The sequence below is a fragment of the Pararcticibacter amylolyticus genome (assembly GCF_003130405.1).
Classification (GTDB): domain Bacteria; phylum Bacteroidota; class Bacteroidia; order Sphingobacteriales; family Sphingobacteriaceae; genus Arcticibacter; species Arcticibacter amylolyticus.
The window spans coordinates 215,412-231,081 of the sequence record NZ_QEAS01000007.1 but is presented as its reverse complement, the minus strand read 5'-3'; the positions used below and the strand labels follow the sequence as shown (position 1 = coordinate 231,081).

The window sequence follows — 15,670 nt, the reverse complement described above, 5'->3', positions numbered from 1 at the left end:
GTCTGCCAGACAACTTAAAATCAAACATGAAACAACTATCCACGCTTTTAATTTTGATATTACTCACAACACTATGTTTTGGACAGACGGGTACCATCAGGGGCAGGATATCCCTGCCAGACAGTTCTGCAGCATTCGCTTCTGTAAAGCTCCCCGCTTCTTCAAAAGGAACTTTAACGGACGAAAACGGCAATTTTAAACTGGACGGCATTGCAGCTGGCAGGCAAACACTTGTGATCTCATCCGTGGGGTACGAAACGCTAAGAATCCCAATCGCCATATCCAGCGGCGAAACGTCCGTTATCAATGCTCAGCTGAAACCGTTTTTTTCCTCACTCAATGATGTGGTCATTACAGGCACCCGTACCAGCAGAAGACGACTGGAGAGCCCGGTCGCCGTAAATATCCTCGACAGCAAAACATTTAACATCACTCAATCCAACACCGTTTCTGAAGGATTATGCTTTCAGCCAGGACTGCGCATGGAAACAGACTGCCAAACCTGCAACTATACCCAACTGCGGATGAACGGCCTTGGAGGATCTTATTCACAGGTACTCATCAACAGCCGCCCCGTTTTTACCTCTCTGATGAGCCTGTACGGACTTGACCAGATCCCTTCCAACATGATAGACAAGATTGAAATAGTTCGCGGCGGAGGTTCAGTACTTTACGGGTCTTCAGCTATAGCAGGTACGGTAAACATTCTCACGAAAGAACCCCAAACAAGCACATTTACCCTCTCATCTAACCTTTCTTCAATAAAAGGAAAGGCAGTTGACAACTTTTACAACGCCAACGCGAGCGTTATTAATGATGAAAAGACATCCGGAGCATCTTTTTTCGCTTCACACCGCGACAGAGAGGCTTATGATGCTAACGGCGATGGCTACTCCGAGATCTCAAAACTCACCAACAATTCATTTGGCATAAATTCATTCCTCAAATTCAGCCCCCGGAGCCGCCTCGACTTCAACGGATGGAGCATTTACGAAGAACGACGGGGGGGAAACAAGATAGATGAGCAGGCCGATAAAGCTGACCAGTCGGAATACCGCCTGCATAACATCCTCCTGGGGGGGCTCAACTATCAGCATGAAGCTAAAGACGGCATCAATAGCTTCAGCATTTATTTTTCCGGGCAAAACACCAAACGAACCCATTACACCGGAATCGACCATAGTGATGCATGGGGACATACAAAAAATCATTCCCTCCAGGGAGGTTTTCAATACAATCATCTCTTCAGGGATTTCCTGGGTGGAAAAAACACCATCACTACCGGACTTGAAGTACAGAGGGAATATACGTTCGACGAAATTAAGCTATACGATTACCTGATCGATCAAACGATAAACCTCACCGGGCTGTTCATTCAAAGCGACTGGGACATTAGCAGAAACTTCTCGGTGCTGTCTGGCCTGAGGGTAAACAAGTCCAACAAGGTTGATCCTTTGATCTTAACTCCCCGGCTGAGCGTCCTTTACAAAGCGGGACAAAATGTACAGATCCGGACCTCTTACGCCCGCGGATTTAAAGCGCCGCAGGCCTTTGAAACCGACATGCATATTGCATTTGCCGGAGGAGGAGTTTCTCTGATCCGTATAGATCCCGGTCTGAAAGAAGAAACATCCGACAGCTTTAATGCATCCATCGACTACAACAAAGCCAGCGAAAAACTGATTTACGGATTTACCGTCGACGCATTTTTCACCAGGCTCTATAACGCATTCATACTGGAGGAAACCGGTGCCGACCAGGGAGGCAACCAGCAGCTTCTAAGAAAGAATGGCGGTAATTCAGATGTAAAAGGAACCACTATCGAAGGCCGTATTAATTACAGCCAAAAGTTTCAGATCGAATCAGGTATCACCTTTCAAAAATCAGAATATCAAAAACCGGTAAGCTGGTCCACGGAACTTCCCGGAATCAGGAGATACCTTCGCGCACCCGATATCTACGGCTTCTACACCTTGACCATCCTCCCGCAAAGCCGTTGCAACGCCAGTATTTCAGGCGTGGTGACAGGCCCGATGAAAGTGCCTCATTTTGCAGGAGCCCCTGAAAACGACACCGACGTTCTTATCACTTCGCCAACCTTCAATGAAACAAACCTCAAAATATCCTACCGGTTTACACTGAAAAAGATTGCACAGGACCTCCAGCTTTATGCCGGTGCCCAGAATATTTTCAACCAGTATCAAAAAGACTTCGATACAGGCAAAAACAGGGACAGTAACTATATCTATGGCCCGGCAAGACCGTTCACCATGTTTGCTGGTATCAAATTCGGACTAATGTAGCAGTTGAATCATCTCCGCTCTGCCGGTTTCCGCAGCTCCCGTTACTCGAGCTTCTTCAGCTGACTTCGGATCCAGTCGACCGACTGCTGATTCGTCTCTTCAAACCGCCAGTGCCCGGTTATTGGAGTAATGACAACAGTTTTGGCAACAGGGATGGAATTAACGGCAGCATATATGGAAGTGGGGGGACAGGTATTATCGTTATACCCCCAGGAATAAAAACCCGGAACAGATATGTTCTTTGCAAAGTTGACCACATCATAGTACGCCAGGCATTTTATGTTCTCCGGTCTGTCAGTGACCGGAGAATTTTTGGGGCTGAAAATATGCGGCCAGCCACCTGCCCTGCCATGAAGATAACCGGTCAGATCACAAAGTGCAGGATAAAAAGCAGCCAGACATGTAACACGCTTGTTTAGTGCTGCCGTAACAATCGAAAGTGCACCGCCCTGGCTGCCGCCGGTAACAACCACATTCTTCCCGTCGAACTCCGGCAAACTACACAGGAAATCAACCGAACGTACACAACCCAGATAAACGTCTTTATAATAATATTCATCCCGGTTACTGATATGATGATACCAATAGTCACCAAATGCATTGCTGATCTCTTTATATGTGGCAGCATCCAGCAGAGGAGATATACCATGGATCTCGGTAGTAAAACTTATAAATCCCTGCTTCGCATAAAACACGGAAGGCGCAATTCCTTTAATTCCTGCTCCGGGAGGAGAGAACAAAACCGGGTATTTACCGGCCCCCTTAGGTTTGCACAAGTATCCATAAACCGCTTTACCGCCCTGACTGATGTGGATCTTCACAAGATATACATCCACATCCGGAGTTGAATATTCCTTGAGAAAAGTAAGCTCCGGATCCAGCGGAACTTTCCGGCATCCCTCAGTTTCCTTATTCCAGAACCGCATAAAATCCGCAGGCATGGACACGGTCGGTTGTATCTTCTCCGGCTCCCACCCCAACTTGATAGCCCCTCTGTAAACCTTCCCGTCATAAACCGTCTTCACCGATAATTGCCTGAAGCCCGGTTTACTGCAACTTCCGATATCTATTTTTGCAGTTCCCTGTTTTAAAGTTAAACTTCCTTTCTTGTCTACCGGAAACATCTCCGGACCATATTCATAATCAATAACGGCTCCCTTAAGCGGCAAACCATATTTCAATACTAAAATACTCACAGAAGCATTCTGGTTCAGTGGATACAACCAGTTTTCACTGTCGGGGCTGAGAACAAAATCAACAAGTCCGACTGGCGCAGCGGCGTTCTGAGCAGATACCCGTCCTGAAAAGATCAGAAGGAGTAAAGAAATAAAAAAGCGGCCTTTCATTTATAATGATTAAGCCGCAATTATAATAAATAATACTAAATCAATACCGTTTTTCCAGCCGTAAAGAGACCTGTCAGGCCGCCAGACCGGTTTCACTCTGAAGATAATCGAGAAAGCCGTAATACTCTTCCCTGATATCTTTCCAAAGAGATTCTGCTTCTGTTAGTAAATGTTCTCCTGAAAAATCATCACCGGCAAGTGCCTTTTCAATTTTAAGTTCCAGATATAATGACTCCATCTTTATCGCTTCGTCACCCAGTCTCTTTAAATGTTTTAATGCTTCCATAGTAATCCTGTTTTAATCCACCCGCCAGTAAATCTTAATACTCAGGCTTATAATCATAAAAGCAATGATAATGCCAAAAACAATTCCTGCTAAACATCGTCCTGATGAATTTTACCAACGTTTCTCCTCAAAGTATTTCTCCATACTCAAAAAAACACTAAGTTTGTTTACCGTCATAAACATTCAATTAACCTGAAGGTCATGTATAAAATTATCCAATTAATCGTCTTTACATATATTCTGCAGTTGCTGCCGGTACCGGTACAGGCAAAAATCACCTTATCCGTGCTTTTCACCAATAATATGGTATTGCAGCAAAAAGACAATGTGCCTGTCTGGGGATCAACATCCAGCGGAAAGGATATCAGGATCACCACTTCCTGGAACAACAAAGTATACACGGTAAAGCCTGGCCCTGATGGAAAGTGGAAGACAACTGTCTCCACTCCCTCTTATGGCGGTCCCTATTCCATGACCTTTGACGATGGAGAGGTTCTTAAACTGAACAATATTCTCATTGGAGAAGTGTGGATTTGTTCGGGCCAGTCGAACATGGAAATGCCCCTCGCCGGCTGGGGCAAAATCAATAATTATAAGGAAGAGATCGCTGCTGCCTCATATCCTGAGATACATTTACTTCAAATTCAAAAAAACACCAGCACCACTCCCCTCTCAGAAATAAAGGCCGATGGAGATGGCTGGCAGGAATGTACCCCCTCCACTATTTCAGGCTTCTCTTCTGTGGCATATTTCTTCGCTAAAAACCTGTTTGAAGCGAAACACATTCCCGTTGGGGTCATCCATACTTCCTGGGGAGGAACAATAGCTGAAGCCTGGACAAGTGGCGCCGCCCTCAAAAAGATGCCTGAGTTCCTGGGAGAAGTTGAGAGAATGGAAAACGACAAGGATTTTGAGAAGAAGGAAACAGAAAAATATAACCAGGAAATTGCTGCCCGAAACCGCACGCTCGACGAAAAGGATCCCGGGTTGAAAACTACTTCGTGGGCTTCCCAAGCTGTGGATGTGTCTTCCTGGCAAACGATGTCCCTCCCCACTCTCTGGGAGCAGGCCGGGTTGCCCGACTTTGACGGAATGGTCTGGTTCAGAAAGAAAATCATGCTTCCTGAAACGTGGAAAGGAAAATCGCTCACCCTGAATCTGGGACCTATAGACGATATGGATGTTACCTGGTTCAATGGAACTGTCGTGGGGATGACCGATGGCTGGGAGAGAAAAAGAACTTATACCATTCCCGGAAACCTGGTGAAAACCGGAGAAAACATTATTGCAGTCCGGGTACTTGACGGTTCAGGCGGAGGCGGCATTTATGGAGAGCCTCAAAAAATGTTCCTGCAGAGTAACACAGGTGAAAAGCTGGAACTGGCGGGCCCATGGGCCTACAAAGTGGCCTTAACGAAGGAGCAACTACCGGCAATGCCTGTTCAGAGAGTTACCGGCCCCAATCGCCCTACCGTGCTCTATAATGCTATGATCTACCCTTTAATCCCTTATGCTATTAAAGGAGCTATCTGGTATCAGGGGGAAAGCAATGCAGACCGGGCATATCAGTACCGTGAATTATTCCCGCTGATGATAAGCGACTGGCGTAAAAACTGGGGCAGAGGAAACTTTCCCTTCTATTTCGTGCAACTTGCGAACTTTATGAAACCAGACCAGCAACCCGCTGAATCAGCATGGGCAGAACTCAGGGAAGCACAGAAAATGACACTTTCCCTTCCGAATACAGGCATGGCAACAGCAATTGATATCGGTGACGAAAACGATATTCATCCCAAAAACAAGCAGGAAGTAGGAAGAAGGCTGGCACTTATTGCACTCGCTAATTTGTATGGAGAAAATGTTGCCTGGTCCGGGCCTGTCTACAAATCGCACAAGACAGAAGGAAATAAGATCCGGTTATCCTTTTCACATACCGATAAAGGGCTCCGGGCAAAAGGCAGTGATACGCTGAAGGGCTTTGCCATTGCAGGCTCCGACCACAAATTCTATTGGGCAACAGCCGCTATATCAGGAAATGAAGTAGTGGTAAGCAGTCCGCAGGTGACCGATCCGGTAGCTGTAAGATATGCATGGGGCAACAATCCTCAGGCCAACCTCTGCAATGCAGCAGGACTGCCAGCTCCCCCTTTCAGGACTGACGATTGGCAGGGAATAACCTACGGTAAAAAATAGCATCAAAAGCCCTCCCGTTCGGGGTAGGTTTCCACTAAGAGAGGGAAATAAAATCTTCCCTCTTTTATCCCAAATACAACCTAATACTCTTACTTTGGCTTACCCCTACAATTCGCATTACTCTCTCTCTTTTCTTATAAAGATAAACCGAAGCATCCGGCGGCGGCCTGCCTCACTCCGCATTCTGTTCTTCTGCGTCTGCGCCTGTCTCTGCAGACAATCGGCCTTCACTCCACTGTGAGTCCACACGAATTGGTCAAATATGTGGAACCTCTCCGCATTACTCCGGTAAGTTGTTTGCAGTGATTTCAACGTACTGATGCCCAGACTTCCATTGTCTCTTTCCCTCATTAAAAAAGAGACAATGGAAAAATAAGCCCACACGGCCTGAGCAGGAGAAACCGGCAAAACAACCGGCAATACTAAAGAATACAGCGTTACACGCTTAAGAAGTAATAATATCCCGAAAGTGATGGACATCCGGAGTAATCCCAGGTTTCACCTTGAATTTTCTTTCAGCCAACTTCGTGTAGATTTTCGAGCGGTTTAAGAGAAACCTCCAGTAGAAACGCAGACATTATAATGCAATTATGCTCTCTGTGGAAAACAATTGCTCCAGGAATATCCCCGAATTAATATCTGGGGCCCTTATTTATACGTGGTCTTTTCGTTGTACGGTTCTCTGTCCTTTTAAAACCTGGTACCTTTTTATTCTTTTTAACGATACCGATCTTTCTCTTTCCAATTACTACCTGTTTGGTTTTCAGATCAGGGACTAACGGTTTTACGCTCACTTCCTGATCGTCAATACTTCCGCCATGAAGTAAACCAATCGCCTTCCTGGCAGAGTCTTCCGTCTCCATTTCCACAAAACCATAACGCCTGCTCACCCCTGTCCGCTTATCGCGGATAATGTTTGTTGCAATAACGTTTCCAAATTCCGAAAAGATGTCTTTAAGTTCTTCCTCGTCCATGTCGCGGGGAATACCACCTACAAAAAGTTTAGTCATTGATACTGGTTTTTTTGCCTAAGTTATAAATGTTTTCTAATTCCATACTGAATCGTAACTACTTGCTGATATTTGACAAAAATGATTAAAAAAGTAAACAGATTTCAAAATCAAAGGCCTCTTGCCGTGAAGCGCTTTTCGTTAGTTATGATTAATAATTTCACCCTAATCTAGTGATTAAACACAAATATAAGTCTATAAAATTAATACTGTGCAAATATAAATTTCAATTATTTACTTTCATGATATTCTTCCCGGATATTTTCACTAAAACCACTAGAAGCGCGCAAAAATCTATACAGCTTGATTCTTAATTTTAGAATTCTTTAGGCTCATCCGGGCTATCTGCTGGTCCAAAGCCGCATACCAGGAAGAAGCCAGGCTGGGGTCACTCTGATCTTCTTAAGAATTTTACATATGGCTCCTTCCGGGATGCAATAAACTAATGGCCGGCATCACCGGAAGACGGCAATCATCTTTAAATCGAAAACCGCTGACCATGCTGATTTGCGTGATACCATCTCCCGTAAAACAAAACAATCATTAAACACTTTGGTTAAACATCCAAATCAAAGAACAATGATAAAAACAGCTAAAAGCTATCTTGCTGTATTGAGCACAGCCTGCCTGATCGCCTGCCAGCAGTCACAGACAACATCGTCCGGAAGCGACAGCGATTCGGTTTCGGGCATACAAAATGAATCCCCTTCGGAGGAAAATATTTGCTTCAGGAAGGTCAGCGGCCTGCAGAACAAAGACACCCTATCCATCTCCCTAAAAATTGAAGGGAATAAAGTGAGTGGCAAAATGAGGAATGCCATCTATGAAAAGGATGCGAGGACCGGAGAAATTGAAGGTGAACTGATGGGTAATTCTATTTCTGCAGTCTGGAAATTCAACCAGGAAGGCACAACAGATACCATGAAAGTGGAATTTCAGTTTGGAAAAGACGAAATCCAGCAACGCCCTTTCATGTTTAATGAGAAGACAGGGAGAGAGCAAACAAATACTGCATCGGCTGACTGGATAAAAATCCCGAAGGTTGAGTGCAGCGACGATGCTCACCATGAAGCAAATGTGACAGCCACTGGTACGATCGGAACCATCATGCAGGGAAAGGATGGCTATATGGCGACATTAAAAAGCGAAGATGGGAATGAATACCTGATCACGATGAGTATCATACGGATGGAGAAACAATACGTAGCTTATAAGGCGGGAGATAAGGTGACCGTATCCGGCGATACGATTCACGTTAACAACAAGGTAAACATACTGGTAAAGCATAGCGGAAAAGCTAAATAGTACCGCCACAGCAAATCTAAAGCCTGGTGTCTGCACACCGGGCTTTTTACATTAAAAAAGTTATAAACATCTGCCGTACGACATCTTCTTTCCATAAGAGAAGGCACCATTTAAGATTTCGTCGTGATTTTAAGTACCAATTGACGGTGTGCTGACATCTCCCCTTTCTCCTTACACCCCTCAAATAAAAGGATGTGGAAAACCTCTCCTTAACTTTTATCCATTTATGCTGTACTATTGTCACTGCTTTCGGTTCTGCCTCCTGAAAGGGAGAGATTAAAAGGGAATCCGGTGTGAATCCGGGACTATCCCCGTAGCTGTAAGCTCCTGAAAAGTTTGACCATCCATGCCACTGTTTCCTGCAGGAAATGGGAAGGCGGTTCAAACCGGAGCGAGTCAGAATACCTGCCGGAAGTGAGTTTGTAGCTTTCGGGTGAAAGGTGATTCAAAAAGAGCATGCGATCCATTCTTTTTTGATTTCTCTTCCATTATTGCTGCAAAGACTATAACATTTTATTAGTCTTCTTATAGCGATTGTAACATACATTAATAAACTCATATGAAAACAGTAATAAAATTCGAGAAAAACGATTGTGCCCCATGCAACATGGTTTCTGAGTTTTTGGAGAAACATGGCGTAAACTACGAGAAGGTAAATCCTTTCGACCGGCCCGACCTTGCAATGAAATACCGTGTCCGCAGTGTGCCCACCGTCATTGTCCTGAACGATACACAGGAAATTGAACGCGTCATTGGATTTAAGCCCGAAGAACTACTTAGAGCACTTGCTTCCTGAGCCTATGTGGATATATTACGATACTAAAACTGGCAACGTACAACGCTTTGTGGAGAAGCTCCGGGAACTCCGGGAATGGAAACTGGAGAAAATATCTCCCGGTTTACATATCAGGCAACCAGGACACCTCATTACCTTCACTACCCGTTTTGGGGAGGTTCCAGAGAGTACGATTGCATTTGTTGAGGGAAATGCATCGTATATAAAAAGTGTCTCATCAAGCGGCAACCGTAACTGGGGACGAAATTTCGCTCTCGCAGCCGACAAAATTTCCGTGCAACTGGGGGTGCCTGTAGCTTTAAAATTCGAACTGTCAGGTACAAATAAAGACGTTAATACATTTATTCAAGAAATAGAGCAGTTTATTATATGATTGCAAAAAAGTGGATCCTGCTGAACAATGAGATCATGATGAAGCAGGACGACGGGTTTAGTCTGGACAAAGACAAGGAAGCTGTACGTTCTTATTTTCTGGACTACGTTAATAAGAACACGGTATTCTTCTATACCCTGAAAGAAAAGATCGATTACCTGATAGAAAACCATTATTATATCAATTTCTACGAGTGGTACACCTTCGACCAGATGAAAGCGGTGTATGACCTGGTGTACTCGCGTAAGTTCAGGTTTCCGTCTTTCATGAGTGCCTTTAAGTTTTTCCAGAGCTATGCCCTTCGTGACGACTCGGGGGAGAAATTCCTGGAAAGATATGAAGACCGCCTGGCCGTCATTGCTTTGTTTCTGGCCCGCGGAGACGTAAACCAAGCGCTCGAAAACGCCGAAATGCTGATCAACCAGGAATACCAGCCCGCTACGCCTACATTTCTGAATGCGGGCAAGAAGCGATCGGGCGAACTGGTATCGTGCTTTTTGGATGAAGTTGGAGATAATCTGAATGGTATAGGTTACGCGATAGACTCAGCCATGAAGCTCTCTTCGATCGGGGGGGGCGTTTCATTCAACATGTCGAAGGTAAGAGGCCGCGGTGAATCGATTAAAGGTGTTGAGAACCTGGCAAGCGGTGTATTGCCGGTGATGAAGATCATGGAAGATACCTTTTCTTACGCCAACCAACTTGGCCAGAGGCCAGGAGCCGGCGCCGTTTACCTGAATGTATTTCATTCTGATATTGAGGAATTCCTGGATTGTAAAAAGATCAATGTCGATGAAAAGGTCCGCATCAAGACTCTTTCCATAGGGGTGGTTATTCCTGACAAATTCATGGAGCTTGCCGAAAAGGATGAACCATGCTATCTTTTTTATCCGCATACCGTCAAACTTGAATACGGTCAGTACCTCGACGAGCTCGACATGGACGGGATGTATGAAGAATTGATTACGAACCCGAAAATACGTAAGAAAAAAGTAAATGCCCGCCATCTTTTGGTGAAGATAGCCCAGACACAGAAGGAAAGCGGCTACCCCTATCTCTTCTTTAAGAACAACGCGAACCGGCAGCATGCGCTTAATGGGATCGGAAACGTTAAGTTCTCTAATCTTTGTACGGAGATCATGCAGGTCTCAGATGTTTCTGATATCGGCAGCTACGGACAGGAAGATACCATCCGTTACGGGATCTCATGTAACCTTGGGTCTCTCAACATCGTTACAGTGATGGAAAACAAGCGCATCAAAGAAGCGGTAAAAACGGCGATGACCACCCTCACCGTTGTGTCAGACAATACCAATATCAGCATGGTACCGTCTATCCGGAAAGCCAACGAGGAACTGCACAGTGTTGGTCTGGGCGCTATGAACCTGCACGGTTTTCTGGCTAAAAATTTCATGATGTATGAAAGTGAGGAAGCTCTTGATTTCTGTAACGTGTTCTTCATGATGGTTAATTTTTACTCCCTTGAACGGTCCATGGAGATCGCGCGCGACCGGAAGACTACCTTTAAAGGATTTGAACACTCGGCTTATGCAAGCGGAGAGTATTTTGAGAAATATATCCGGGAGGATATTTATCCGCAAAGCGAAACAGTAAAGCAGCTTTTCGAAGGAATTGAAATCCCTGGAAAGGAAGCATGGGCGCAACTGAAGCAGCAGGTAGCAGAGCATGGCATTTATCATGCGTATCGTATGGCGATAGCCCCTAACCAGTCTACGTCATACATCATGAATTCAACAGCCTCGGTTATGCCTGTTGTCGATGTAATTGAAGTGCGTGAGTATGGCGACAGTACGACTTATTACCCAATGCCCTACCTCACTAACGATAACTACTTCTTTTATAAATCGGCTTATGACATGGACCAGAAGAAGATATTGAGGCTGATATCGGTCATTCAGCGGCATGTTGATCAGGGAATATCAACTATTCTTCATACAAACAGCCGTGATACCACCCGTGATCTTTCTGTTTATTATATCTATGCACACAAGATGGGACTCAAATCCCTGTACTATACCCGCACGAGAAAAGCCTCCATTGACGAGTGCGTTTCCTGTGCCGTTTAAATTGATTGATAATGAAACAATATTCAGCAGTTAACTGGAATACCCCTGACAATGACTATGCAGGAATGTTTTGGGAGCAAAACCTGCGTCAGTTTTGGATAGATACCGAGTACATCCCCTCAAAGGACATAGATAGCTGGAAGAGCCTGGAGCCGGGCATTCAGGAGGCTTATAAAAAGGCCCTGGGCGGGCTTACGTTGCTGGACACGCTGCAAAGCCATACAGGCATGCCGAAGATTATTGACAGGATCCAGTCACTCCAGAACAAGTCGGTTCTTTCGTTCATGTGTATGATGGAAGCCATTCACGCAAAATCATACTCGACCATCTTCACGACCGTAGTAAGTACACCGGAAATCAATGAACTTTTTGAATGGGTGCACAATAACAAGCGCCTTCAGTTTAAGGCCGCTACAATTGACAACTATTACCGGGCGCTCGACCAGGAACAAGCGACAGATGAGGACCTGTTCATGGCCCTGGCCGCTTCAGTGCTTCTCGAATCCTTTTTGTTCTATAGCGGCTTCTTTATGCCACTGTGGCTGGCTGGCCAGGGACAAATGGTTGCAAGTGCCGACATCATTAAAAAGATCATAGCAGATGAGTCAATCCACGGTGTTTTCGTGGGATTGCTGGCCCAGGATGTTTACCGCAAACTAAACCACCAGGAAGCCGTAAAACAAAAGCTCGATGCCCTGCTGAACGACCTTTATGAGAACGAACTGAAATATACAGATGAGGTCTATACCGATGTCGGCCTTTCGGCTGAGGTAAAGGATTATGTGCGGTACAATGCAAATAAAGCTATGATGAATCTAGGATTTTCGGAAGTCTTTGAAGTGAAGGACATCAATTCAATTGTATTGAACGGTCTGAATGTTGAAACTACTCAGCATGATTTCTTCTCAAAGAAATCCACCAACTATGAGAAGGCCACAGAGATCGTTCATCTGAGAGATGAGGATTTCGTTTTTGATCTTAATACAGGAATCTGATTGAAGTCCCCTGCCCATATAGCGCAGGGGACTTCAATATCTTCTCCGGCGCCTTTTCCAACCGGGCCCGTTTAAATACACAAGTTCAGCCTGCTTTTTACATACTTTTCTTCTGCCTCTTTCAGAGCAAAGTCCTGACTGAATTATATGCCTTTATCTTATTCACAGCTTCTGCCAGTAATCAGCTCGCAGTATATGATTGGAATAAATTTCAGTTCTGAAAAATCACTTCATTAAATTCTGTCTGATTTATGGAATCGCCCCCCCCTTCAGCATCCAGTATATAGAAACCAAATCTTCAGACCATGTTTACAGATAAATTTGATGTTTACAGGAGCGAGTGGCTCGAACTTGTATTCGCTAACCGGAACCACGAGTATGGTGCTTATGAGTTGAGAAAGAATTATTCTCATACGCTCAATAAGGCGTTAATTGCGGCCTCTTTTCTATTCACCTCCGTCATTTGTCTACCCATGCTGTTGTATCACCTGAAAGAAAAACCGGCAGCGATGTCCGATTTTCCAGTTCTGCCGCCAATGAAGGAGACAGTGGTTGACTTGAGCCGGATTAAGCAGGTGGAGCCCGCAGAAGCAGCTCCAAAGACTGAACCTGTAAAGATCAAAACTACCCGTTTTGTCCCGCCCCGGGTAGTCGTCGCCAGCCAGGTAACTGAAGAAATGCCGGAGATCAGGGCGCTTCAAGCGACCACGATTGCAACACATACCCAAGAAGGAATAGAAGTCGCCTCCAGTATAAGTCCAGTGCAGACAGACGGCACAGGGGGAAATGGCAATTCAGTAAACGGAAGCGACAATTCAGGCAATGATGTGGAGGTATTTGTAACTGTAGAAAAATTTCCTGAATTCCAGGGTGGCATGGAAGGTTTCGCAAAATATCTCCGGAAAAATCTCAGGTATCCTGCAAGTGCAGCCGAAAGTAACATATCAGGTCGTGTTTATCTCAGCTTTATTGTTGAAAAAGACGGATCACTTACAGATATAAAGGTATTGAAAGGTATCGGGTTCGGATGCGACGAAGAGGCTGTCAGGGTGCTGAAAAAATCACCTGCCTGGACTCCCGGCATCCAAAACAAACAAAAGGTAAGAGTTCAGTATACTTTGCCTATTGTGTTCTCCCTCGGAGAATAACAACCTAAGCCGAATAATATCAAGCAAATATACTCCGGCTGCCAATAAAGACCTGGCCTTATCACTTTTTCTTTTTTCCCCGGACTTCCGGTCAGGCCCCAACGGTGTTTTAAGCCCACGTCCTATCAATCGCCTCACCGCCACTTCTGAAACCAGAACCATAAACCCGCAAATAATACTATTTTTGTCCTTCTGCAATCATATAATATCTATGCTCAAACTTACGACGCCCCACCATGCAGCCATTATCTGTTCAGATTACCAGGTATCAAAGAAATTTTATACCGAAGTACTCGGGCTGGATATCATCTCTGAAGTTTACAGAAGCGAGAGGCAATCATATAAACTGGATTTAAAAGTGGGAGAAAACTTCCAGATAGAGCTTTTCTCTTTTCCCAACCCACCCGCAAGGGTTTCCCATCCCGAGGCTGCAGGCTTGAGGCATCTCGCCTTTGCAGTCAGCAACCTTGACGAGGCGATAAAGCACCTTACAAGTCACCAGGTAGAAACGGAGCCGGTAAGGGTTGATGAGATTACAGGCAAACGTTTTACTTTTTTTGCGGATCCCGATCTTCTTCCACTGGAGCTTTACGAAATGTGAGATGGAGGGGATATTTCGTTTCAAAGAATTCAATGTAGACCAAACGGGATGCGGCATGAAGGTGAATACCGATGGTGTCCTTTTAGGAGCTCTTACAGGCGAAGGTACGCCGGGCACCATTCTTGACATTGGAGCGGGGACGGGAGTTATCGCACTCATGCTGGCTCAGCGGTTTGCCGAAGCCTGTATTGATGCGATAGAAATTGACACTGATGCTGCAGTTACAGCTTTAAGCAATTTTAAAAACTCGCCGTTTTCAGAACGTCTCCGTCTTCACCAGGGATCATTCCAGGAATACATGGGCGGAAACTTACCGGTGCAGTACGATCTGATTGTAAGCAATCCTCCTTTCTTTATCACGTCATTAGTCAATAATGACCATAAAAAGAAAACAGCAAGGCATACAGACACTTCCTTCTTCTCAGACCTTACACTTCTCTCCGCCGGTAACCTCAGTCCTTCGGGAAACATAAGTCTTATTCTTCCCGTTTCTACAGCAGAAACTGTCGAAAAACTGGCGATTAAACAAGGTTTGTCCGTTCATGACGAGATTGAAATAAAATCCTTTTCCAACAGTAATCCCCACAGGAAGATTATTACATTTGGCTTTACCAGCAAAATAAAGACACACAGGTCATTTGTCATATACCAGCAGGAAAAACAGTACAGCCTGGAGTATCAGCGGGCACTTAAAGATTTTTTTATTATATTTTAATTGAAAAGAATAGGACTTATCTCAGACACTCACGGTTTTCTTGATGAGAGCGTGTTTTCATATTTTGATCAGTGTGATGAGATCTGGCATGCCGGTGATTTTGGAAACATCGAGCTTGCCGATAAATTAGCTGCATTTAAGCCATTAAGAGGAGTATATGGCAATATAGATGGTCGGGATGTCAGGACAGTATATCCGGAAAACCTCAGGTTCACTTGTGAAAATGTAGATGTCTGGATGACACACATCGGTGGTTATCCGGATCATTACAGCCCTCAGGTAAGAAGCCAGATCTATAGAAACCCTCCAAAACTTTTTATCTCAGGGCATTCTCACATCCTGAAAGTTATCTATGATAAAAAAATCGGTACTTTACACTTAAATCCAGGAGCAGCGGGCAAACAAGGATGGCATAAAATACGTTCATTGCTAAGATTCAGCATTTCTGAAGAAAAAATCCTTAACTTAGAGATCGTAGAACTAGGGAAGAGATAATGTATAAAATACACTAA

General features: G+C 44.7%; 14 protein-coding genes and 1 riboswitch. Of the genes, 11 read left to right on the top strand and 3 right to left on the bottom strand.

Annotation, left to right across the window (positions count from 1 at the left end; all coding sequences use genetic code 11):
- The coding region (locus DDR33_RS10340) for a TonB-dependent receptor (protein WP_238387752.1) at positions 1–2,303 on the top strand (2,303 nt) is incomplete at its 5' end.
- Positions 2,304–2,344: 41 nt separating this feature from the next.
- On the opposite strand, the gene DDR33_RS10335 is transcribed toward DDR33_RS10340, so the two are convergent.
- Positions 2,345–3,649 (bottom strand): acetylxylan esterase, encoded by a 1,305-nt coding sequence (locus tag DDR33_RS10335; protein ID WP_109415700.1) that lies wholly within the window; start codon positions 3,647–3,649, stop codon positions 2,345–2,347.
- Positions 3,650–3,722: 73 nt separating this feature from the next.
- Positions 3,723–3,935: a hypothetical protein gene (locus DDR33_RS10330; protein WP_109415699.1), complete on the bottom strand. Its 213-nt coding sequence runs from the start codon at positions 3,933–3,935 to the stop codon at positions 3,723–3,725.
- Positions 3,936–4,136: 201 nt separating this feature from the next.
- Here DDR33_RS10330 and DDR33_RS10325 point away from each other — a divergent pair, with 201 nt between their 5' ends.
- Positions 4,137–6,128 carry a sialate O-acetylesterase gene (locus DDR33_RS10325; protein WP_109415698.1) on the top strand — a complete coding sequence of 664 codons (1,992 nt, stop codon included), beginning with the start codon at positions 4,137–4,139 and terminating at the stop codon, positions 6,126–6,128.
- Between the two features lie 632 nt (positions 6,129–6,760).
- On the opposite strand, the gene DDR33_RS10315 is transcribed toward DDR33_RS10325, so the two are convergent.
- Positions 6,761–7,138: an RNA recognition motif domain-containing protein gene (locus tag DDR33_RS10315; protein WP_109415696.1), complete on the bottom strand. Its 378-nt coding sequence runs from the start codon at positions 7,136–7,138 to the stop codon at positions 6,761–6,763.
- Between the two features lie 579 nt (positions 7,139–7,717).
- On the opposite strand from DDR33_RS10315, the gene DDR33_RS10310 reads away from it, so the two are divergent.
- From DDR33_RS10310 to DDR33_RS10270, 9 genes are all read left to right on the top strand, one after another.
- The gene (locus tag DDR33_RS10310; RefSeq protein WP_109415695.1) at positions 7,718–8,443 is read left to right on the top strand and encodes a hypothetical protein; all 726 of its coding nucleotides are present in this window, start codon (positions 7,718–7,720) and stop codon (positions 8,441–8,443) included.
- A 233-nt stretch (positions 8,444–8,676) separates the two neighbouring features.
- Positions 8,677–8,870: riboswitch (cobalamin riboswitch) on the top strand.
- A 132-nt stretch (positions 8,871–9,002) separates the two neighbouring features.
- On the top strand, positions 9,003–9,239 hold the full coding sequence (locus tag DDR33_RS10305; RefSeq protein ID WP_109415694.1) for a thioredoxin domain-containing protein: 237 nt from the start codon (positions 9,003–9,005) through the stop codon (positions 9,237–9,239).
- A gap of 4 nt (positions 9,240–9,243) precedes the next feature.
- Positions 9,244–9,612, top strand: a complete 369-nt coding sequence (nrdI, locus tag DDR33_RS10300) for a class Ib ribonucleoside-diphosphate reductase assembly flavoprotein NrdI (protein WP_109415693.1) — start codon at positions 9,244–9,246, stop codon at positions 9,610–9,612.
- Positions 9,609–11,699, top strand: a complete 2,091-nt coding sequence (gene nrdE / locus DDR33_RS10295) for a class 1b ribonucleoside-diphosphate reductase subunit alpha (protein WP_109415692.1) — start codon at positions 9,609–9,611, stop codon at positions 11,697–11,699. The genes nrdI and nrdE overlap by 4 nt, the downstream gene beginning before the upstream one ends.
- A gap of 11 nt (positions 11,700–11,710) precedes the next feature.
- Positions 11,711–12,694: a class 1b ribonucleoside-diphosphate reductase subunit beta gene (gene nrdF / locus DDR33_RS10290; protein WP_202913710.1), complete on the top strand. Its 984-nt coding sequence runs from the start codon at positions 11,711–11,713 to the stop codon at positions 12,692–12,694.
- Between the two features lie 305 nt (positions 12,695–12,999).
- Positions 13,000–13,842: an energy transducer TonB gene (locus tag DDR33_RS10285; RefSeq protein WP_109415691.1), complete on the top strand. Its 843-nt coding sequence runs from the start codon at positions 13,000–13,002 to the stop codon at positions 13,840–13,842.
- A 211-nt stretch (positions 13,843–14,053) separates the two neighbouring features.
- A complete protein-coding gene (gene gloA2 / locus DDR33_RS10280; RefSeq protein WP_109415690.1) occupies positions 14,054–14,443 on the top strand; it encodes an SMU1112c/YaeR family gloxylase I-like metalloprotein in 390 nt (129 codons plus the stop codon).
- Position 14,444: 1 nt separating this feature from the next.
- Positions 14,445–15,158, top strand: a complete 714-nt coding sequence (locus DDR33_RS10275) for a tRNA1(Val) (adenine(37)-N6)-methyltransferase (protein ID WP_158280703.1) — start codon at positions 14,445–14,447, stop codon at positions 15,156–15,158.
- Positions 15,159–15,653, top strand: coding sequence for a metallophosphoesterase family protein (locus tag DDR33_RS10270; RefSeq protein WP_109415688.1), 495 nt, complete (start codon positions 15,159–15,161; stop codon positions 15,651–15,653).
- Positions 15,654–15,670: the final 17 nt, after the last annotated feature.

What these genes read in the sequence shown, in the direction of transcription:
- DDR33_RS10330 (WP_109415699.1), bottom strand. Translation starts at nt 3,935, where the DNA reads ATGGAAGCATTAAAACATTTAAAGAGACTGGGTGACGAAGCGATAAAG.
- nrdE (WP_109415692.1), top strand. Translation starts at nt 9,609, where the DNA reads ATGATTGCAAAAAAGTGGATCCTGCTGAACAATGAGATCATGATGAAG.
- DDR33_RS10325 (WP_109415698.1), top strand. Translation starts at nt 4,137, where the DNA reads ATGTATAAAATTATCCAATTAATCGTCTTTACATATATTCTGCAGTTG.
- gloA2 (WP_109415690.1), top strand. Translation starts at nt 14,054, where the DNA reads ATGCTCAAACTTACGACGCCCCACCATGCAGCCATTATCTGTTCAGAT.
- DDR33_RS10305 (WP_109415694.1), top strand. Translation starts at nt 9,003, where the DNA reads ATGAAAACAGTAATAAAATTCGAGAAAAACGATTGTGCCCCATGCAAC.
- DDR33_RS10275 (WP_158280703.1), top strand. Translation starts at nt 14,445, where the DNA reads ATGGAGGGGATATTTCGTTTCAAAGAATTCAATGTAGACCAAACGGGA.
- nrdI (WP_109415693.1), top strand. Translation starts at nt 9,244, where the DNA reads ATGTGGATATATTACGATACTAAAACTGGCAACGTACAACGCTTTGTG.
- nrdF (WP_202913710.1), top strand. Translation starts at nt 11,711, where the DNA reads ATGAAACAATATTCAGCAGTTAACTGGAATACCCCTGACAATGACTAT.
- DDR33_RS10315 (WP_109415696.1), bottom strand. Translation starts at nt 7,138, where the DNA reads ATGACTAAACTTTTTGTAGGTGGTATTCCCCGCGACATGGACGAGGAA.
- DDR33_RS10310 (WP_109415695.1), top strand. Translation starts at nt 7,718, where the DNA reads ATGATAAAAACAGCTAAAAGCTATCTTGCTGTATTGAGCACAGCCTGC.
- DDR33_RS10335 (WP_109415700.1), bottom strand. Translation starts at nt 3,649, where the DNA reads ATGAAAGGCCGCTTTTTTATTTCTTTACTCCTTCTGATCTTTTCAGGA.
- DDR33_RS10285 (WP_109415691.1), top strand. Translation starts at nt 13,000, where the DNA reads ATGTTTACAGATAAATTTGATGTTTACAGGAGCGAGTGGCTCGAACTT.